Origin of the sequence: Pseudoxanthomonas sp. SGT-18 (assembly GCF_003931645.1) — a bacterium.
In the GTDB taxonomy this organism is placed as follows: Bacteria; Pseudomonadota; Gammaproteobacteria; order Xanthomonadales; family Xanthomonadaceae; genus Pseudoxanthomonas.
Genome location: NZ_RRYJ01000003.1, coordinates 1 through 19,505, shown reverse-complemented (window position 1 = coordinate 19,505; position 19,505 = coordinate 1). Strand labels below are relative to the sequence as shown.

The following is a 19,505-nucleotide window of genomic DNA, read 5'->3' as shown; positions in this document are numbered from 1 at the left end:
TCCGGCACCGCCCCCGGCTGCACGGGTTTGGTGGGTCGTGCAGCCGGGGGTTTCTCTTGTTCCCGCGATGCGTGCGTACCGCGCAAGTTCCCCTTCCCACGGAAGACGAATTCACCAGGCAGGTCGATGCGGACGCCCCGGCTCCCGCGCAGCGCCACTGCGTGCCTGGAGGAATGCTGCGGATCGGGCCTCAGTCGCGCAGCAGCAGCGGTGCGCGGAAGCCGAGGGCCTCGGCCAGGTGGTCGCGGCCGATGCCCTCGCTGGCGTCGAGGTCGGCGATGGTGCGCGCCACCCGCAGCACCCGGTGCAGGCTGCGCGCGGTCAGCTGCAGGCGCTCGGCGGCCTGTTCGAGCAGGGCCTGCTCGCCTGCACCGAGGCGGCAGCACGCGGCCAGCCCGGCCGGATCCAGGCGCGCGTTGGGCCCGGTGCCGCGGGCCTGCTGGCGTTCGCGCGCCGCTTCCACCCGCGCCCGCACCGCGGCGCTGGATTCGCCCGGCGGCGCATCGGCGCGCAGCTGCGCCGGCGGCAGCCGGGCCATGGCCAGGTGCAGGTCGATGCGGTCCAGCAGCGGACCGGACAGCCGGCCCCAGTAGCGCGCGACCATGTCCGGGGTGCAGCGGCAGCGCGCCGACGGGTCGCCGGCATAGCCGCAGGGACAGGGATTCATCGCCGCCACCAGCTGGAAGCGTGCGGGGAACTCGGCGCTGCGGCCGGCGCGGGAGACGGTGATGCGGCCGGATTCCAGCGGCTCGCGCAGCACCTCCAGCGCGGCGCGGCTCCATTCCGGCAGCTCGTCCAGGAACAGCACGCCGTTGTGCGCCAGCGAGATCTCGCCCGGGCGCGGCGGACTGCCGCCGCCGGCCAGGGCAACCGCGCTGGCGCCGTGGTGCGGGGCGCGCAGCGGGCGCTGGCGCCAGCGCGCCGGGTCCAGGCCATGGCCGCTGATCGAATGCACCGCGGCGGTTTCCAGGGCCTCGGCCTCGCTGGCTTCCGGCAGCAGTCCGGGCAGGCAGGAGGCCAGCAGGGTCTTGCCGCAGCCAGGCGGGCCGCTCATCAGCAGGTGGTGGCCGCCGGCGGCGGCGATCTCCAGCGCCCGCCGCGCCTGCAGTTGGCCGCGCACCGCGGCCAGGTCGGGCAGGGCGGGAGCTGCCGCAACGGGCGTGGCCGCGGCGCCGGCCTCGGTCGCGCGCGGCAGCCGCGCCTGGCCGCCCAGCCCGGCGCAGGTTTCCAGCAGGGTGCGCGCGACATAGGCCTCGGCCTGGCGTGCCAGCGCCGCTTCGGCCGCGCTGGCGGCCGGCACCACCAGGCGGCGGCCGTCGCGCGCGGCGGCCAGCACCGCCGGCAGCACGCCGTCCACCGCGCGCAGCTCGCCGGTCAGGCCCAGCTCGCCGAGGAACTCGCAGCCAGCCAGCGCGTCGCGGTCGATCTGGCCGCTGGCGGCGAGGATGCCCAGCGCGATCGGCAGGTCGAAGCGGCCGCCGTCCTTGGGCAGGTCGGCGGGGGCCAGGTTGATGGTGATGCGCCGCTGCGGGTACTCGAACTGCGCGCAGAGGATGGCCGCACGCACCCGGTCGCGGGATTCGCGCACCGCCGCCGCCGGCAGGCCCACGATCTGGGTGGAGGGCAGGCCGCCGGAGAGGTGTACCTCGACCTGCACGGCCGGAGCCGCCACGCCCGCACGGGCGCGGCTGTGCACCAGGGCCAGGCCCATGGTGGATCAGTGGGCGGTGCCGCTTCCGCCGTCGCCGGCGGCCAGCCGGGCTTCCAGCTGCTCCACCGCCCGCTCCAGCTCGTGCAGCTTCTCGCGGGTGCGCAGCAGCACCGCGCGCTGGACGTCGAACTCCTCGCGGGTCACCAGGTCCAGGCGCGACAGCCCGGCCTGCAGCGCGGCGCGGAAGCTGGCCTGCAGCTCCTCGCGCGATTCGCGCAGGCCCGGCGGGACCAGCTCGCTCAGGCGGCGGGCAAGGTCGTCGATGTGGTTCAGGTCGATCATGGGTGCTCCTCCGGCGGGATGGGCAGTGTGCGCCGGCGACGGGGGGCACGGCAGTCGGCGGGGTTCGCGGCGCGGCGTGGGAAAACTCCGAGCCTGGCGCATTGGACAGGAGGCGGGTGCTGCTGGGCAAGCAGCGCGGCGCGGTATCCTGTGCGCCCCGTTATCCCATGTGGCGACCCGGAGACCAACGCATGAAGATGATCATGGCCGTGATCAAGCCGTTCAAGCTGGACGACGTGCGCGAGGCACTCGCCAGCCAGGGCATCGCGGGCATCACCGTCACCGAGGTCAAGGGCTTTGGCCGGCAGAAGGGCCACACCGAGCTCTACCGCGGCGCCGAGTACGTGGTCGACTTCCTGCCCAAGGTGAAGGTCGAGGTGGCGGTGACCGACGACCGCGTCGACGCGGTGGTGGAGGCGATCGTCAAGGCCGCGGCCACCGGCAAGATCGGCGACGGCAAGGTGTTCGTGTACGACCTGGGCCGGGTGGTGCGCATCCGCACCGGCGAGCTGGACGCCGACGCGCTCTGAGGCGCGCCGGCGATCCGGTCGGCGGCTCAGCCGCCGAAGGTGGCCTTGAAACCGCGGTAGAAGCGCTTCCAGCCATCGCGCACGGCGGTGACCCAGCGCGGATCGGCCAGCACCTGCGACACGAACTCGCCCGGCGCGCGGCCGGTCAGGCGCTGCTCGATCTTCAGCGCGTTGGCCAGGTCGCTGCGGCGCAGCTCGCGCACCACCGGGGCGTTGCGCATCCAGCGCGGCAGGCGCAGGGCCGAGGCGAAGTCCAGCAGGACCACGCGGTCGCCGCTGACCATCACGTTGGCCGGGTGCAGGTCGTTGTGGGTGATGCCGTTGGCGTGCAGGTGCGCCAACGCGCCGCGCAGCTGGCGGAAGGTGTCCTCGCTGACCCGGCGCTGCGCGCCCAGCGGTTCGCCCGGCACGAACTCCATCGCCAGCGCCAAGCCGCCGACGATGCCCAGCAGCATCGGCGCGTGCGCCCAGTCGCGCAGGCGGCCCAGCGCGCGCGCCTCGCGCCGCACCAGCAGCCGCGCCAGCGGCGCCAGCGGGGTGCGGCGGTAGCGGCTGTAATCCTTGACCACGGCCACGCGGCCCTTGACCAGGGTGCGGTAGACGTCTGGCTCCAGCAGGCGGGTGCCTTCCTTGAGCAGCACGGGCGCCTCGAACTGCCGCCCGGCGATGCCTGCGGCATCGGCAAAGGTGTTCATGGCTCTTCTTCTTCTTCGTGCCCGCGGGAAGGGGAAGGGGGAGCCGCGGGGTGGGGGGGTAACACCAGGCGCAAATATAAAACCGGCGCGTCTGGTAACTATGAATGTTAAGAAAAGGCTATGTTCCGTTCGCAGAACGGAGCCTTAAAAAGTTCAGGTTTCCCTGCCGCCAGCTGAACGGGTCAGCGCGTGGCGGCGCCGGCGGGGACATGGCCGCCGGGCCGGGTCCGGCTTACTCGCCCAGGGCCTGGGCCACGAACGGCGGGGCCACCAGCACGCCGCGGTGCAGGTGCGCGGTGTAGTAGCGGGTGCCGAAGCCCTTGGCTTCGGCGTCGGCCTCGCGGAAGCCGAAGCCCTGGCCCTTGCGCGCCAGGGTCACGCTCCACCAGCCGGTCGGGTAGCACGGCTGCGGGAACGGCAGGGTCTTGAAGGTCGAGAAGCCGGCCTTGCCCATCTCCGCGCGCATCGCCTTGATCAGCTCCAGCTGCGCCAGCGGCGATTCGGACTGCTGCACCAGGATGCCGTCCTCCTTCAGGGCGCGGAAGCAGCTGGCGTAGAAGTCCTTGTTGAACAGGCCCTCGGCCGGGCCGACCGGGTCGGTGGAGTCGACGATCACCACGTCCACGCTGCCGGCCGGGCAGTTGGCCATGTAGGCCACGCCGTCGTCGAACAGCAGCTCGGCGCGCGGGTCGGCGTTGGATTCGCACAGCTCCGGGAAGTGCTTCTCGGCCATGCGCGTGACCTGCTCGTCGATGTCGCACTGGGTCGCGCTCTCCACGCCCGGGTGCTTGAGCACCTCGCGCAGGGTGCCGCAGTCGCCGCCGCCGATGATCACCACGCGCTTCGGCGCGGCGTGGGTGAACAGCGCCGGGTGCGTGATCATCTCGTGGTAGAGGAAGTTGTCGCGGCTGGTGAGCATCACCGCGCCGTCGATCAGCATCAGGTTGCCCCAGTCGGTCGTGCGGTAGACCTCGATCTTCTGGAAGCGGGACTGCACCTCGTCCAGCTTGGCCTCGACCCGGTAGCCGATGGCCGATCCGGTCGGCTCGAAACGCTCGATGTACCAGTTGTCCTGGGTGCTCATGGGCAGTCCTCGTGGGGAGCAGGGGGTGCCGCGGCGGCGGCCGGGAGGGCGGGGCGCCGCCGGGGGGCGGCGGCGAAGGGCGCGCATTGTAACGGAGCGCGGCGCACGTCGGCGCTAGAATGCGCGTCCTTTTCACCATCCGAGTCCTGCCCGATGAGCGACTGGTCCGCCGACCGCGCCCGCGCCACCTGGTCCATCCCGCACTGGTCCGGGGGCTATTTCGACGTGGCCGACGGCGCGATCCAGGTGCGGCCGCGCGGCGAGGGCGGCCCGGCGCTGCCGCTGCCGGAGCTGGTGGAGGCGGCGCGCGCGCGCGGCATGCAGCTGCCGCTGCTGCTGCGCTTCCCGGACATCCTCGGCGACCGCCTGGCGCAGCTGCAGTCGGCCTTCGCCCTGGCGATGGACGACGCCGGCTACGCCGGCGGCTACACCGCGGTGTACCCGATCAAGGTCAACCAGCACCGCGGCGTGGCCGGCACCCTGGCCTCGCACCACGGCGAGGGCTTCGGCCTGGAGGCCGGCAGCAAGCCGGAGCTGATGGCGGTGCTGGCGCTGTCGCGGCCCGGCGGGCTGGTGGTGTGCAACGGCTACAAGGACCGCGAGTACATCCGCCTGGCCCTGATCGGGCGCAAGCTGGGCCTGGAGACCTTCATCGTCATCGAGAAGCCCTCCGAGCTGCGGCTGGCGATGGAGGAGGCGCGCGCGCTGGGCGTGCAGCCGGGCCTGGGCGTGCGCATGCGCCTGGCCTCGCTGGGCGCCGGCAAGTGGCAGAACAGCGGCGGCGACAAGGCCAAGTTCGGCCTGTCCCCGCGCCAGCTGCTGGACCTGTGGAAGAACCTGCGCGACAGCGGCATGACCGATTGCCTGCAGCTGCTGCACTTCCACATGGGCTCGCAGATCTCCAACGTGCGCGACATCGCCAACGGCATGCGCGAGGCGGTGCGCTACTTCAGCGAGCTGTCGCGGCTGGGCGCCGGCATCCGCTACATGGACGTGGGCGGCGGCCTGGGCATCGACTACGAAGGCACCCGCTCGCGCAGCGAGTGCTCGATCAACTACGGCCTGCACCAGTACGCGGCCAACATCGTGCAGCCGCTGGCCGAGGCCTGCGCGGCGCAGGGCCTGGCCCCGCCGCGGATCGTCACCGAGTGCGGCCGCGCCATGACCGCGCACCACGCGGTGCTGGTGGCCGACACCATCGAGGTCGAGCAGGCGCCGGAAGGGCGCGTGCCGGACCCGCACGACGACGAGCCGGCGGCGATCCGCCACCTGCGCGAGCTGCATGCCGACCTCGACCGCCGCCCGCCGCTGGAGCTGTTCCACGAGGCCCAGCACTTCCATGCCGAAGGCCTGGCTGCCTACGCCCTGGGCCAGATCGACCTGCCGCAGCGCGCGCGCGTGGACGACCTGTTCTACGCCGTGCTCAACGGCGTGCGCGCGCGCCTGGACGGCAACGAGCGCAGCCACCGCCCGGTGCTGGACGAGCTCAACGACCGCCTGGTCGACAAGTACTTCGTCAACTTCAGCGTGTTCGAGTCGATCCCGGACGTGTGGGCGATCGACCAGGTATTCCCGATCGTGCCGATCGAGCGCCTGGACGAGGCGCCGACCCGCCGCGGCGTGGTCGCCGACATGACCTGTGACTCCGACGGCACGGTCAAGACCTACGTCGAGAACGGCGGCCTGGACACCTCGCTGCCGCTGCACCCGGTGCGCCGCGGCGAGCGCTACCGCCTCGGCTTCTTCCTGGTCGGTGCCTACCAGGAGATCCTCGGCGACATCCACAACCTGTTCGGCGATACCGACGCGGTCGAGGTGCGACTGGCCGAGGGCGGCGGCTACGAGCTGGCGCAACAGCGCCGCGGCGACACCACCGACGTGATGCTGGACTACGTGGGCTACCGCCTGGACGACCTGCGCGCGGCTTACGCGCAGCGGGTGCACGACGCCGGGCTGCCGCAGGAAGAGGCGCTGGCCATGGCCGCGGCGCTGGAGGCGGGGCTGACCGGCTACACCTACCTGACCGACTCGCCGTTCGAGTGACGGTGCCGGCGCGCGGCGGCGCGGCCGCCGCCGGCCGTCAGCCGCGGTGCACCTGGAAGCCGGCGAAGCTCTGCGTCACCGGCATGATCTCCAGCCGGTTGATGTTGAGGTGCGGCGGGAGGGTCGCCACGTAGTAGATCTGCTCGGCGATGTCCTCGGCGCTCATCGGGTGCGCGTCCTTGTACAGCGCGTCGGAGGCGGCCTGGTTGCCGTGGGTGCGGACCAGGGTGAACTCGGTCTCGGCCATGCCCGGCTCGATCGTGGTCACGCGCACGCCGGTGCCGTGCAGGTCGCTGCGCAGGTTCAGCGAGAACTGGCTGACGAAGGCCTTGGTGCCGCCGTAGACGTTGCCGCCCGGGTACGGGTACACGCCGGCGACCGAGCTGATGTTGATGACCGCGCCGCGGCGCTCGACCAGCTTCGGCAGCAGGCGGTGGGTGAGCGTGACCAGGGCGGTGATGTTGGTGTCGATCATCACCTTCCAGTCGTCCAGCGAGGCGTGGGTCGCCGGCGCGGTGCCCAGCGCCAGCCCGGCGTTGTTGACCAGCACGTCGATCCCGGCGAAGGCCTCCGGCAGCGCGGCCAGGGCGGCATCCATGGCGGCCGCGTCGCGCACGTCGAAGACCGCCGGGTGCACGTTGTCCGCGCCGAGCTCGGCGACCAGGGACTGCAGGCGGTCTGCGCGGCGGCCGGTGGCCACGACCTTCCAGCCGGCGGAGACGAAACGGCGCGCCGCCGCCAGGCCGAAGCCGGAGGTGGCGCCGGTGATGAACACGGTCTTGGACATCGTGGATTTCCTCGCGGGAGAAACCCGCCGATTCTCGCACCATCACGCGACGGTGGCCCACCGCATGCGAGGCCGGGCTTCGGCCTCCCTGGGCGCTGTGGGCATGGGCAGCACCCCCTGGGCCAGGGGGTGCGCGCCGGCGGGCGCAGGGGGTATGGATGCAGCGGGCACGGGGCCCGGGATTGTGCCGGGCAAACCTTGGGGTGATTCCGCCCGGGGCGGAATCACTGCGCCCTGATCGCCACCGCCGGCAGGCCGCCTTCGGCCAGCGCCTGCTTGGCCGCGGCCAGCTCGCTGGCGCTGCCATACGGCCCCATGCGCACGCGGTACACGGTGCGCCCGCCGGCCTCGCCGGATTCCACCCGGGCGCTGAGCCCGAGCATGGCGATCTTGGCCTTCACTTCCTCCGCATCGCCGGGCGCGCCGAAGGCGCCGGCCTGCAGGATGTAGCGTGCCTCGCCCGTGCCGGTAGCGGCCTGGGCCGGCGCCGGCGGGGCGGGCGTGGGCGCACCGGCATCGCTGCCGGCGGCCGGCATGGCGGTGGAGGCGCCGGCCATGGCCGGGTCCGGCTCGCGCAACGGCACCGGGTCCGGGGCGCGGCCTTCCAGCGCATCGCGGGCGCGGCGCGCCTCCTCGCGTTCGCGGCGGGCCTGTTCCTCGCGCGCGCTGGCGGCCAGCTCGGCGTCGGACATGCGCACCTCGTTGCCCGGCAGCACGGTGTAGAAGTCGTACTGCGGCGGTGGCGGCGCGGCGGGGCGCGCCGGCTCGGCCGGCGCGGTCTCGGCGATGGCCTCCGGGTCGGCCACCGGCGGCGGCTGCGCGTCGGGATCGGCGCGCGGGCCGAAGCGGACGAAGCCGTCGCCGTCCTGCTTCAGCAGGACTGGCGCGCCCAGCACCACCAGGGCGCCGAGCGCCAGGCCGGCCACCAGCCACACCCACGCCGGCCGGCCACTGCTGCCGTTGCGTCGTGCCTGGCTCTTGCCGCGTCTTGCCGCCATCGTCTTCCGGTCTCCGTAGCCTGGTGCCTTACATGCGCTCCGGCGCGCCCACGCCGAGCAGGCCCAGGCCGTTGGCCAGTACCTGCTGCACGGCGCGGGCCAGCGCCAGGCGCGCGTCGCGCAGCGGGGCCTCGTCCACCAGCACCGGCGTGTTCGCATACCAGGTGTGGAAAGCATAGGCCAGGTCGCGCAGGTACTGCGCCACCAGGTGCGGTTCAAGCGACTGGCCGGCCGCCTCCACCACCTCCGGGTAGCGCGACAGTTCCACGACCAGCGTCAGCGAGCCGTCGTCGTCCAGGCGGGCGAGGTTGGCCAGGCCGTTGTCCTGGTCGAAGGCGTAGCCCTTCTCCCCGGCCTGGCGGAACAGCGCGGCCACGCGGGCGTGGGCGTACTGCACGTAGAACACCGGGTTGTCGTTGCTCTGCTGGCGCGCCAGGTCGATGTCGAACACCAGCTGCGAGTCGGGCTTGCGCGCGACCAGGAACCAGCGGGTGGCGTCGCGGCCGACCTCGTCGATCAGGTCGCGCAGGGTCAGGTAGGAGCCGGCGCGCTTGGACAGCTTCACTTCCTCGCCGCCGCGCATCACCGTGACCATCTGGTGCAGCACGTACTCCGGCCAGCCCTGCGGGATGCCCACGTCCAGCGCCTGCAGGCCGGCGCGCACGCGCGCCAGCGAACCGTGGTGGTCGGCGCCCAGCTCGGTGATCGCGCGCTCGTAGCCGCGCTGCCACTTGCTCAGGTGGTAGGCCACGTCCGGCACGAAGTAGGTGTAGGTGCCGTCGGACTTGCGCATCACCCGGTCCTTGTCGTCGCCGAAGGTGGTGGTGCGCAGCCACAGGGCGCCGCCTTCCTCGTAGGTGTGGCCCTTGGCGGTGAGCTCGCGCACGGTCTCCTCGACCTTGCCGTCGCGGTACAGCGAGCTTTCCAGGAAGTAGATGTCGAACTCCACCCCGAACGCGGCCAGGTCCTGGTTCTGCTCGTTGCGCAGGTAGGCCACGGCGAAGCGGCGGATGGCCTCGATGTCCTCGGCGTCGCCGCTGCCGGTGACCGCGTGGCCCTCGATCTGCACGGTTTCGCCGCGGCGGTAGGCGTCGGCCACGTCCTGGATGTAGTCGCCGTTGTAGGCCTCCGCCGGCCACTGCGCGTCGCCCGGCTTGAGCCCGCGCAGGCGCGCCTGCACCGAGCGCGCCAGGTTCTCGATCTGCACGCCGGCGTCGTTGTAGTAGAACTCGCGCTTGACCTTCCAGCCGTTGGCGTCGAGCACGCGGGCGATGCAGTCGCCGATCGCCGCGGCGCGGCCGTGGCCCACGTGCAGCGGGCCGGTCGGGTTGGCCGAGACGTATTCCACGCCGGCGGTGCGGCCCTGGCCGGAGGTGTTGCGGCCGTACTCGGCGCCGTGGCGCAGCACGCCGGCGACCTCGCGCTGCCACGCGCCCGGGGCCAGGTGGAAGTTGATGAAGCCCGGCCCGGCGATCTCCACCCGGGCGATGTCGTCGCTGGCAGGGAAGGCCTCGACCAGCGCCTGGGCCAGCGCGCGCGGGTTGGTGCGCGCGGCCTTGGCCAGCAGCATCGCCGCGTTGGTGGCGAAGTCGCCATGCTCGCGGGTCTTGGGGCGCTCGATCACGAAGTCGGGCGTGGGGGCGTCGGCGGGCAGCTTGCCGGCGACGCGCAGGGCTTCGATACCCTGGCTGACCAGGGCCTTCAGGAGGATCTTCACGGGGGACCGGTTCTGCGGTTTGGCCGCCTATTTTACCCGGTCCGCGGGCCCGGGCCGATGCCCGCGCCGGCGGGGCCTAGAGCAGGCCGCGCGCGGCCATCGACACCGGCTCGCCGTCGCCGACCACGAAGTGGTCCAGCAGCCGCACCTCCACCAGGGACAGGGCCTGGCGGAGCCGGGCGGTGATGGCGCGGTCGGCGGCCGAGGGATCGGGGCAGCCGGAGGGATGGTTGTGGCCGACGATCACCGCCGCGGCGTTGTGCGCCAGGGCCCGGCGCACAACCTCGCGCGGGTGCACCTCGGCGCCGTCGATGGTGCCGGTGAACAGCTCCTCGAACGCCAGCGCCCGGTGGCGGTTGTCCAGGAACAGGGCGGCGAAGACCTCGTGCGGGCGCGGCCGCAGGCGGCGGGCGAAGTAGCGGCCGGCGCTGGCCGGGTCGGTCAGGGCCTCGCCGCGCTCCAGGGCGGCGGCCAGGTGGCGGTTGCCCAGTTCCAGGGCCGCGGCCAGGGCGCAGGCGCGGGCCGGACCCACCCCTGGCAGGCGCGCCAGCGCCCGCGGCGGCCGGTCCAGCAGGGCGCGCAACGGGCCGTGCGCGGCCAGCAGCTCGCGCGCGGTCTGCACCGCGTCGCGGCCGCGCAGGCCGGAGCCGAGGAACAGGGCCAGCAGTTCGGCGTCGGAGAGCGCCGCCGCGCCGTGCGCCAGCAGCTTCTCCCGTGGACGTTCACCGGCTGGCCAGTCGCGGATCCGCATATGCCCAAGGGTGCCGTCCGCGCAGGCTCGCGGGAATCAGGCGGAAGCGCCGCCTGGAGTAAGCTTGTAGCCCTTTCCCGGGTAGGAATTTCCAAGTGATTGCAACGGCCACCGCCGCCCTGGCGGGACAGCGGATCCTGTTGTGCGTCGGTGGCGGGATCGCCGCCTACAAGGCGCTGGAACTGGTGCGCCGCCTGCGCGACGCCGGCGCCCAGGTGCAGGTGGCGATGACCGCCGGCGCCCAGCAGTTCGTCACCCCGCTGAGCTTCCAGGCCCTGTCCGGGCATCCGGCGCGCACCACCCTGTGGGATACCGCCGCCGAACAGGCCATGGGCCACCTGGAGCTGGCACGCTGGGCCGACCGTGTGGTCGTGGCCCCGGCCACCGCCGACCTGCTGGCGCGCCTGGCCCACGGCCTGGCCGACGACCTGGTCACCACCCTGTGCCTGGCCACCGAGGCCCCGCTGGCGGTGGCCCCGGCGATGAACCACCGCATGTGGAAGCACCCGGCCACCGTGGCCAACGTCGAGCTGCTGCGCTCGCGCGGGGTGCAGGTGATCGGCCCGGACGACGGCCCGCTGGCCGAGGGCGAATCCGGCCCCGGTCGCCTGGCCGAGCCGGAGGCGATCGTCGCCGCCCTGGCCGGCGGCGCCGCCCCGGCCGCGGCCGCCACGCCGGGCCTGCTGCAGGGCCTGAAGGTGGTGGTCACCGCCGGCCCGACCTACGAGGACCTGGATCCGGTGCGCTACCTGGGCAACCGCAGCAGCGGCAAGATGGGCTTCGCCGTGGCCGCCAGCGCCGCCCGCGCCGGCGCGGAGGTGGTGCTGGTCGCCGGTCCGGTGCAGCTGCCGACCCCGCCGGGGGTGCAGCGGGTGGACGTGCGCTCGGCCGAGCAGATGCGCCAGGCGGTGTTCGCCGCGTTGCCGGCGGACATCTACATCGGCGCCGCCGCGGTGGCCGACTACACCCCGCGCGCGTTCTCGCCGAGCAAGATCAAGAAGACCGGCACCGGCCAGGTGCTGGCCCTGGACCTGGTGCGCACCCCGGACATCCTGGCCGAGGTGGCCGCGCGCGAGGACGCCGGGCTCAAGCTGGTGGTGGGTTTCGCTGCCGAAACCGACAACGTGGCCGACTATGCGCGGCAGAAACTGACGTCCAAGCGCCTGGACCTGATCATCGCCAACCGCGTGGGCGTGCCCGGCGCCGGGTTCGAGAGCGACACCAACGCGATGACCGCGTTCTGGCCGGGCGGCGAGCGCGACTTCGCCTCCGCGCCCAAGGTGCAGCTGGCCGACGCCCTGGTGGCGCTGGTGGCCGAGAGGCTGCAGGCATGAGCTCCCGGGTGCTGGAGGTGAAGCTGCTGGACCCGCGCTTCGGCGACAGCTGGCCGCTGCCGGCCTACGCCACCGAGTCCAGCGCTGGCATGGACCTGCGCGCGGCGATCGAGGCTCCGCTGGTGCTGCAGCCCGGCGACGCCGCGCTGGTCCCCAGCGGCCTGGCGATCCACATCGGCGACCCGAACCTGTGCGCGCTGGTGCTGCCGCGCTCGGGCCTGGGCCACCGCCACGGCATCGTGCTGGGCAACGGCACCGGCCTGATCGACGCCGACTACCAGGGGCCGCTGCTGATCAGCACCTGGAACCGGGGCCGGGAAGCCTTCACCATCGAGCCGGGCGACCGCATCGCCCAGCTGGTGTTGGCGCCAATCGTGCGAGCGGAACTGAAGGTAGTGGACACGTTCGCGGCCAGCGCCCGGGGAGAGGGCGGTTTCGGCCACACGGGCGTACGGTGAAACAGGGGGCGGGGATGAAGCAGAAGGACGTGGGTCCGGGGCTGTCGCAGGTCCGGCGGGGGGCGCTGCTGCTGGCGGCATTGCTGGCGCTGCTGGCCGGCTGGTTCGCCTGGAGCGGGGTGCGGCAATGGCAGGCCGACCAGCGCCTGGCGCAGCTGGAGGCGGCGCGCGACCAGGTGGTCGAGGCCACCGCCGCGGCGGTGCGGGCGCAGACCCGCGCCCTGGCCGGCCGCCTGGAAAGCGCCGCGGTCGCCGCCGCCCTGGAGGCCGGCGATGCCGAAGCGGCCGCCGCCGCCCTGGTGGACGGCTGGGACAAGGCCGAGCAGGCGCAGGTGCTGCGCGCCGACCTGGCCGCGGCGCATGCCGACGCGGCGACCTTCGGCTACGCCCGCCTGGCCCTGCTGCAGCGCGCGCTGGCGCAGGACGAGGCGGTCGCCACGGTGGTGCGTGACGCCGACCGCATCGCCCTGGGCGTGGCGGCGCCGGTCCGCTTGGGCCAGGACGCCGCGGTCGCCTACGTGCGCCTGCCGCTGGGCGTGCTGACCGCCGCGACCGAGGCCGCGGCGGTGCCCGACGGCGCCTACCTGGCCCTGCGCCAGGGCAACTACAACGTGCTCGAGCGCGGCGACGCCGGCCTCGGCGGCAGCGCCGACGTGCTGTCGCGCCCGGTCGGCCAGGAGGGCCTGCGCGCCGCCGCGGCGGCGCCGGATCCGGGCGCCGGCCCGTTCGGGCTGGGCGCGCTGCCGTGCCTGGCGGCGGCGACGGTGCTGGCGCTGGGCGTGCTGGTGGCGCTGCTGGCCGCCGGCGGCAAGCTGCGGCGGCGCCGCAGCGCCGCCCCGGCGCCGGTGGACGAGGCCCCGACCCTGGGCCAGACCCTGAAGCAGGAGCCGCGCCCGGCACCGGCCGCTTCCACCCCGGCCGCGGCCCCGGCCGCACCGGCGCCGGCGCCGGAAGACGACGTCGCGGTGGACCCGGCGATCTTCCGCGCCTACGACATCCGCGGCGTGGTCGGCAGCCAGCTGGACGCGAAGGTGGCCGCGCGCATCGGCCAGGCGATCGGCACGGTGATGGCCGAGGAAGGCCTCACCGACATCGTGGTCGGGCGCGACGGCCGCCTGTCCGGGCCGGAGCTGGTCGAGGGCCTGGTCGAGGGCCTGCGCAAGGCAGGCCGCAATGTCATCGACATCGGCATGGTGCCGACCCCGGTGGTGTACTTCGCCGCCTACCACCTGCGCGCCGGCAGCGGCGTGGCGGTGACCGGCAGCCACAACCCGCCGGACTACAACGGCTTCAAGATCGTGGTCGGCGGCCAGACCCTGTCCGGGGAGGCGATCGTCGACCTGTACGCACGCATCCGCGACGGCCGCCTGCGCAGCGACGCCCCGGGCAGCTACGCCACCCAGGACGTGGCCGAGGACTACGTCCGCCGGATCGCCGACGACGTGCAGCTGGAGCGCCCCCTCAAGGTGGTGGCCGACGCCGGCAACGGCGTGGCCGGCGAGATCGCGCCGCGCCTGCTGGAGGCGATCGGCGCCGAGGTGGTGCCGCTGTACTGCGACGTCGACGGCACCTTCCCCAACCACCACCCGGACCCGGGCGAGCCGCGCAACCTCGAGGACCTGGTGCAGACCGTCCGCCAGTTCGACGCCGACCTGGGCGTGGCCTTCGACGGCGACGGCGACCGCCTGGGCGTGGTCACCCGCGAGGGCCGCATCGTCTACGCCGACCGCCTGCTGATGCTGTACGCGGCCGACGTCCTGCAGCGCAACCCGGGCGCGATGGTGATCTACGACGTCAAGTGCACCGGCCGCCTGCAGGACTACATCCTGCGCCACGGCGGCAGCCCGCAGATGTGGAAGACCGGGCACTCGCTGATCAAGGCCAAGATGCGCGAGACCGAGGCCGAGCTGGCCGGCGAGATGAGCGGCCACTTCTTCTTCAAGGAGCGCTGGTACGGCTTCGACGACGGCCTGTACGCGGCCGCGCGCCTGCTGGAGATCCTGGCCGGCCGCTTCGAGTCGCCCTCGGAGGTGCTGGACGCGCTGCCGGACAGCGTGTCCACCCCGGAGATCAAGGTCGCGCTGGAGGACGGCGAGGACCCGCACGCGCTGGTGGAGCGGTTCACCGCCGCGGCCCAGGCCGAGGATTCGGCGTTCGCCGGCGCGCGCCTGACCACCATCGACGGCCTGCGCGCGGACTGGAACGATGGCTGGGGCCTGCTGCGCGCCTCCAACACCACCCCGGTGCTGGTGCTGCGCTTCGAGGCCGACGACGAGCCGGCGCTGGCGCGGATCCGCACCCTGTTCCGCGAGCAGCTGCAGCCGCTGCTGCCCGGGCGCACCCTGCCGTTCTGAGCGGAGCGGGGCCGCCGCGCCGCGGGCGCGGCCGGCGGCCTTACTGCGCCGCGGCGGTGGCCGGTGCAGCGGCGGTGGTGCCGGACTTCAGCGCCCGGTAGCGCTCCAGGGTGGCCTCGATCTCGCCGTCCAGCGCCGCGCGCTGGCGCTCGAAATTGCGCTGCAGCAGCTGGTGGTACAGCAGCTGCGCATGGCGCTGGCGGATGTCGGCGGCCAGCTTCTCGGCCACCGGCTTGCCGGCCAGTTCGCGCTCGGCGGCGGTGCGCAGCAGGGTGACCAGGCCCTCGCGCAGGCTGGCCACGTTGTAGCGCGCGGTCTCGATGCTGTTCTCCACCAGGGTGACGCGCTCGCTGAACACCCGGCGCAGTTCGTTCTCGTCCTGGAAGGTGATGAGCATCGCCTGCTCGGTGCGGCGCCGGGTCTCCTCGGCCATCGCATCCAGCTGCCGGCGCTGCTCCTCCTCGGCCAGCGCGGCGCGTTCCTCCGGGGTCAGCGCGCGCTGCACCTGGCCGGTGCGCATGCCGCTGCTGGCGCTGATCTCGTCGCGCGCCATCCCGGCCGCTTCCGCCGGCAGGGTGTCGGCGCACACGCGCTGCCCGTCCTGGTCCCAGCAATAGAGCTTCTTGTTGGCGGCCTTCTGCTGCGCCATCGCCGGCGCCGGCAGCAGGACCAGTGCCGCCAGCATCGCCAGCGGACGGATGTGTTGCGGCGTCACGGCAGCCCCCTGCGCTGTCAGTCAGCCCGTGTGGTCGCAGCCGTAGCGGGCGCGGTAGGCCAGCAACGGTGCGTGGTACGCCGCCAGTGTGTCGTTTCCGGCGGCGAATGCAAGCAGGTCGGCCAGCCCGGCCACCGCCACCACCGGCACCCCGGCCTCCGCCGCCACCGCCTGCGCGGCGGAGCGGCGGTCCTGCTCGGAGGCGATCTCCTGGCGGTCCAGCGCGACCACGATCCCGGCCACGGTGCCGCCGGCGGCGGCGATGATCCCCAGTGCCTCGCGGATCGCGGTGCCGGCGGTGATCACGTCGTCCACCACCAGCACCCGGCGCCCGGCCAGCGGCGCGCCGACCAGGGTGCCGCCCTCGCCGTGGTCCTTGGCTTCCTTGCGGTTGAACGCCAGCGGCAGGTCGCGGCCGCGGCCGGCGTACTCGCAGGCCAGCGCGGTGGCCAGCGGAATGCCCTTGTAGGCCGGGCCGAACACCACGTCGAACTGCAGCCTGGCCGCGTCCACCGCGTCGGCGTAGCAGGCGGCCAGGCCGGCCAGGCGCGCGCCGCTGTCGAAGCGGCCGGCATTGAAGAAATAGGGCGAGACACGGCCGGACTTGAGGGTGAACTCGCCGAAGCGCAGGGCGTCGGCGTCCAGGGCCAGCTGCAGGAAGCGGGTGCGGTGGTCGGACATGGGGATGGCGGCGGTGGGACGGCGGCATAGGATACGGCCGCGGCGCGCCGCGGAGGCAGCGCCGGCGGGCGCGATTGGGTAGGCTGTCGGCCTGTTTTTCCGACCCGTCCCCGCATGCGCATCATCAGCTTCAACGCCAACGGCATCCGCTCGGCCGCCAGCAAGGGCTTCTTCGACTGGCTGGCCGGCCAGGACGCGGACGTGGTCTGCCTGCAGGAAACCAAGTCGCAGGAGCACCAGCTGGCCGACGCCTGCTTCCGCCCCGACGGCCACCACTGCTTCTACCGCGATGCCACCAGCAAGAAGGGCTACAGCGGCGTGGCGATCTACGCCCGGCGCGAGCCGGACGAGGTGCGCACGGTGCTGGGCCGGCCGGACTTCGACGAGGAGGGGCGCTACATCGAGGCGCGCTTCGGCAACCTCAGCGTGGTCTCGTTCTACATCCCCTCCGGCTCCTCCGGCGAGCTGCGCCAGGGCTACAAGTTCCAGGTCATGGAGTGGCTGAAGCCGGTGCTCGACGAGTGGCTGGCCAGCGGCCGCGACTACGTGCTGTGCGGCGACTGGAACATCGTCCGCTGCCGCAAGGACATCCGGAACTGGACCTCCAACCAGAAGAATTCGGGCTGCCTGCCGCCGGAGCGCGCCTGGCTCAACGGCATGATCGGCCCGGACGAGGGCAGCGACGGCACCCCGCCGCGGCCCGGCGGCTGGGTCGACGCCTACCGCGCGCTGCATCCGCAGGGCGAGGACTACACCTGGTGGAGCAACCGTGGCGCGGCGCGCGCCAACAACGTGGGGTGGCGGATCGACTACCAGTTCGTCACCCCGTCGCTGAAACCGCGCCTGCGCGGCTGCTCGATCTACCGCGAGCAGCGCTTCTCCGACCACGCCCCGTTCATCGTCGACTACGAAGGCGCGCTGCCGTGAACGCGCCCGCGGGCGAGCCGCCGCGCTACAAGGGCTGGGCCGGCATCCGCCGCGCCTTCGGCACGCCGTCGGCGCTGACCCTGGCGCTGCTGGGCTTCGGCTGCGGCCTGCCGTTCCTGCCGGTGGCCTCGATGACCCTGTCCACCCGCCTGCGCGACGGCGGCCTGGACCTGGCCAGCATCGGCCTGATCAGCCTGGCCAGCTTCTTCTACCTGCTGAAGTTCCTGTGGGCGCCGCTGCTGGACCGCTACGTGTTCGCGCCGCTGGGGCTGCTGGGCCGGCGCCGCTCATGGCTGCTGGCGGCGCAGCTGGGCGTGGCCGCGGGCCTGGCCGCGCTGGCCTTCACCCGTCCGGAGCTGGGCGTGGGCCCGCTGGTGGGCTGGGTGCTGTTCACCTCCTTCGCCGGCGCCACCCAGGACTCGGTGGTCGACGCCTACCGCATCGAGGTCGCCCCGGCGCAGGCCCAGGCCGCGCTGGCGGCCACCTATACCCTGGGCTACCGCATCGGCCTGATCCTCGGCGGCGCCGGCGCGCTTTACCTGGCCGAGTTCGGCGGCTGGACCGTGGCCTACCTGGCGATGGCGGCGCTGATGCTGGCGCCGGCGCTGGCGACGCTGCTGTCGCGCGAGCCGGCGGTGCCGGAGGCCACCGTGGTGCGCCGGATCGATTTCCTCGGCGCGTTCTGGCAGCCGTTCTCCAGCTTCTTCGCCAACAACGGCCTGGCCCTGGGCCTGGCCCTGCTGCTGTTCGTCGGCCTGTTCAAGTTCCCCGACCAGGTGATCGGGGTGATGGCCGGCCCGTTCTACCTGGACAGCGGCTACAGCAAGGCCGACATCGCCACCGTGTCCAAGCTGTACGGCATCTGGGCCGGGATCGGCGGCGCGTTCCTGGGCGGGTTGTGCGTGGCCGCGTTCGGCTTCCGCCGCATGCTGTTCGTCGCCGCCCTCGGCGTGGCGCTGTCGAACCTGGCGTTCCTGCTGATGAGCCAGTACCCGTCGCAGATCTGGGCGTTCTACGCGGCGATCACCGTGGACAACGTGGCCCAGGGCTTCGCCGGCACGGTGCTGGTGGCGTTCATGTCCTCGCTGACCGACCGCAACTTCACCGCCACCCAGTTCGCGCTGCTGGTGTCGCTGGCCAACCTGCCGGGCAAGTTCGCCGGCGGCGTGTCCGGCTACGTGGTCGAGGCCACCTCGTACGCGACCTTCTTCGTGCTGTCGGCGCTGACCGTGGTCCCGACCCTGGCCCTGCTGGCCTGGCTGTGGCCGCGGATCCGCGAGGCCGGGGCCGAGCCGGCACGCTGACGGCGGCCGGCGACTCGTATGCGGCGGCGCTTCGTGGCAGTCTTTGCCCCGCCCCCCACCGAGCCGCCAAGGCCATGCCCGACCTGGTGTTGCGCGACATCGACCCGATCCTGGCCGAGCGCATCCAGCGCGTCGCCCAGGCCCGCGGCTGGCCGCTGCGGGAAGCCGTGATCCGGCTGCTGGAGCAGGGCCTGTTCGCGGCCGAGGAAGAGGTGCGCGCGGGCTTCGAGAACCAGGAAGTGGAGGCGCTGGCCGAGGCCATCGCCGCGCTCAAGCTGCTGCCGGCCGGGCGGGACTTCTGAGCCCGCCGGCCGGCGATCCGCCGCCTCAGTGGCGTCCGGAGGCGCGCCGCGCCTGCAGCAGCGCCGCGCCGGCGCGGGCGTGGCCGCGCGCGCCGGCGCGGCGCTGCTCGCGGATGCGCTGGGCGGCATAGGTGAGGGCCGAGGCCATGATCAGGGTGTAGGCCAGCAGCTCGGTGCATTCCTCGGCCGCGTTCTTGAACACGCGCACGTAGTTCTCCGCCAGCAGGCCGTGCCACAGCGTGGTCATGCCGAACAGGCGCGAATAGATCAGCAGCAGCACCAGGCCGATGGTCATCACCGCCGCCGGGCGCGAGCGCAGGAAGCGCGCGGTGGCGTCCAGGGTGGCCTGGCGCTGGCGCAGGGCGTAGCCGAGGCTGGCGGCGGCCAGGGCCGCGACCAGGATCGACCACAGGCCGCGGAACAGCAGGTCCCAGACCGCGTCCAGCTCGCGGATCAGCATGCAGCCGAAGAAGCCGGCCGCCAGCACGGCGAAGCCGCGCTCGTCCGCGCGGGCGCGGGCCAGGCGCACGAACGCCAGCACGGTGGCGACCAGGAAGCCGAGCTGGGTCAGCTCGACCAGCGACCATTCGCCCACGTTGTCGCCCAGCAGCTGGATGTCGGCGTACAGCAGCGCCACCGGGGTGGCCATGACCAGCGCCAGCAGCGCGGAACGGCCCAGGTGGGCCAGCAGGATGTGCCGTTGTTTTTCCATGTCCAAACCCTCGGGGGAGGCGCGCGGGGCCCGGTCGGGGGCGGGCCTGGGGGGGGGGGGGGGGGGGGGAACGCGCGCGTTGGGTAGCGGAATTTTAATTTCGGCAGCCGCCCCCGGCCC

At 73.3% G+C, this 19,505-nt stretch carries 19 protein-coding genes; 8 read left to right on the top strand and 11 right to left on the bottom strand.

What is annotated here, in order from left to right; all coding sequences use genetic code 11:
- Nucleotides 1-190: 190 nt before the first annotated feature.
- Complete coding sequence (locus EIM47_RS05520; RefSeq protein WP_028914376.1) at nt 191-1,711, bottom strand: YifB family Mg chelatase-like AAA ATPase; 1,521 nt, start codon at nt 1,709-1,711, stop codon at nt 191-193.
- Between the two features lie 6 nt (nt 1,712-1,717).
- On the bottom strand, nt 1,718-1,993 hold the full coding sequence (locus EIM47_RS05515; RefSeq protein WP_019397618.1) for an accessory factor UbiK family protein: 276 nt from the start codon (nt 1,991-1,993) through the stop codon (nt 1,718-1,720).
- Between the two features lie 191 nt (nt 1,994-2,184).
- Between EIM47_RS05515 and EIM47_RS05510 the strand changes: the two genes are divergently transcribed.
- Nucleotides 2,185-2,523, top strand: coding sequence for a P-II family nitrogen regulator (locus tag EIM47_RS05510; protein WP_019397619.1), 339 nt, complete (start codon nt 2,185-2,187; stop codon nt 2,521-2,523).
- 26 nt (nt 2,524-2,549) lie between these two features.
- Here the strand turns inward: EIM47_RS05510 and EIM47_RS05505 are convergent, their stop codons facing one another.
- Nucleotides 2,550-3,218, bottom strand: a complete 669-nt coding sequence (locus EIM47_RS05505; RefSeq protein ID WP_125076346.1) for an RIO1 family regulatory kinase/ATPase — start codon at nt 3,216-3,218, stop codon at nt 2,550-2,552.
- A gap of 232 nt (nt 3,219-3,450) precedes the next feature.
- The gene (gene speE / locus EIM47_RS05500; RefSeq protein ID WP_019397621.1) at nt 3,451-4,302 is read right to left on the bottom strand and encodes a polyamine aminopropyltransferase; all 852 of its coding nucleotides are present in this window, start codon (nt 4,300-4,302) and stop codon (nt 3,451-3,453) included.
- Between the two features lie 153 nt (nt 4,303-4,455).
- On the opposite strand from speE, the gene speA reads away from it, so the two are divergent.
- Entirely contained in the window at nt 4,456-6,345 is a 1,890-nt protein-coding gene (gene speA / locus EIM47_RS05495; protein ID WP_019397622.1) for an arginine decarboxylase, read from the top strand.
- Between the two features lie 37 nt (nt 6,346-6,382).
- Here the strand turns inward: speA and EIM47_RS05490 are convergent, their stop codons facing one another.
- The 4 genes from EIM47_RS05490 to radC all read right to left on the bottom strand — a co-directional run bounded on the left by EIM47_RS05490 (nt 6,383) and on the right by radC (nt 10,598).
- On the bottom strand, nt 6,383-7,132 hold the full coding sequence (locus tag EIM47_RS05490; protein ID WP_028914378.1) for an SDR family NAD(P)-dependent oxidoreductase: 750 nt from the start codon (nt 7,130-7,132) through the stop codon (nt 6,383-6,385).
- Between the two features lie 224 nt (nt 7,133-7,356).
- A complete protein-coding gene (locus EIM47_RS05485; RefSeq protein ID WP_028914379.1) occupies nt 7,357-8,130 on the bottom strand; it encodes an SPOR domain-containing protein in 774 nt (257 codons plus the stop codon).
- A 28-nt stretch (nt 8,131-8,158) separates the two neighbouring features.
- Entirely contained in the window at nt 8,159-9,847 is a 1,689-nt protein-coding gene (gene argS / locus EIM47_RS05480; RefSeq protein ID WP_028914380.1) for an arginine--tRNA ligase, read from the bottom strand.
- A 76-nt stretch (nt 9,848-9,923) separates the two neighbouring features.
- Nucleotides 9,924-10,598 carry a DNA repair protein RadC gene (gene radC, locus EIM47_RS05475; protein ID WP_125076345.1) on the bottom strand — a complete coding sequence of 225 codons (675 nt, stop codon included), beginning with the start codon at nt 10,596-10,598 and terminating at the stop codon, nt 9,924-9,926.
- A 95-nt stretch (nt 10,599-10,693) separates the two neighbouring features.
- On the opposite strand from radC, the gene coaBC reads away from it, so the two are divergent.
- The 3 genes from coaBC to EIM47_RS15890 are packed head-to-tail and all read left to right on the top strand — an operon-like array spanning nt 10,694 to nt 14,744.
- Entirely contained in the window at nt 10,694-11,932 is a 1,239-nt protein-coding gene (coaBC, locus tag EIM47_RS05470; RefSeq protein ID WP_125076344.1) for a bifunctional phosphopantothenoylcysteine decarboxylase/phosphopantothenate--cysteine ligase CoaBC, read from the top strand.
- Nucleotides 11,929-12,390, top strand: a complete 462-nt coding sequence (dut, locus tag EIM47_RS05465; RefSeq protein ID WP_019398196.1) for a dUTP diphosphatase — start codon at nt 11,929-11,931, stop codon at nt 12,388-12,390. Before coaBC ends, dut begins: the two co-directional genes overlap by 4 nt.
- A gap of 14 nt (nt 12,391-12,404) precedes the next feature.
- Complete coding sequence (locus EIM47_RS15890; RefSeq protein WP_125076343.1) at nt 12,405-14,744, top strand: phosphomannomutase/phosphoglucomutase; 2,340 nt, start codon at nt 12,405-12,407, stop codon at nt 14,742-14,744.
- 40 nt (nt 14,745-14,784) lie between these two features.
- Here EIM47_RS15890 and EIM47_RS05455 read toward each other — a convergent pair whose 3' ends face one another.
- Nucleotides 14,785-15,429, bottom strand: coding sequence for a hypothetical protein (locus tag EIM47_RS05455; RefSeq protein ID WP_037034215.1), 645 nt, complete (start codon nt 15,427-15,429; stop codon nt 14,785-14,787).
- Between the two features lie 51 nt (nt 15,430-15,480).
- Nucleotides 15,481-16,140: an orotate phosphoribosyltransferase gene (gene pyrE / locus EIM47_RS05450; protein ID WP_019398613.1), complete on the bottom strand. Its 660-nt coding sequence runs from the start codon at nt 16,138-16,140 to the stop codon at nt 15,481-15,483.
- A 114-nt stretch (nt 16,141-16,254) separates the two neighbouring features.
- Here pyrE and EIM47_RS05445 point away from each other — a divergent pair, with 114 nt between their 5' ends.
- The 3 genes from EIM47_RS05445 (at nt 16,255) to EIM47_RS05435 (ending at nt 18,673) form a co-directional block, all read left to right on the top strand.
- Complete coding sequence (locus EIM47_RS05445; RefSeq protein WP_019398612.1) at nt 16,255-17,067, top strand: exodeoxyribonuclease III; 813 nt, start codon at nt 16,255-16,257, stop codon at nt 17,065-17,067.
- A complete protein-coding gene (locus tag EIM47_RS05440) occupies nt 17,064-18,371 on the top strand; it encodes an MFS transporter (protein WP_125076342.1) in 1,308 nt (435 codons plus the stop codon). The genes EIM47_RS05445 and EIM47_RS05440 overlap by 4 nt, the downstream gene beginning before the upstream one ends.
- A gap of 74 nt (nt 18,372-18,445) precedes the next feature.
- Nucleotides 18,446-18,673, top strand: a complete 228-nt coding sequence (locus EIM47_RS05435) for a hypothetical protein (protein WP_028914386.1) — start codon at nt 18,446-18,448, stop codon at nt 18,671-18,673.
- A 25-nt stretch (nt 18,674-18,698) separates the two neighbouring features.
- Here EIM47_RS05435 and EIM47_RS05430 read toward each other — a convergent pair whose 3' ends face one another.
- Entirely contained in the window at nt 18,699-19,385 is a 687-nt protein-coding gene (locus tag EIM47_RS05430; RefSeq protein ID WP_125076341.1) for a hypothetical protein, read from the bottom strand.
- Nucleotides 19,386-19,505 lie beyond the last annotated feature (120 nt).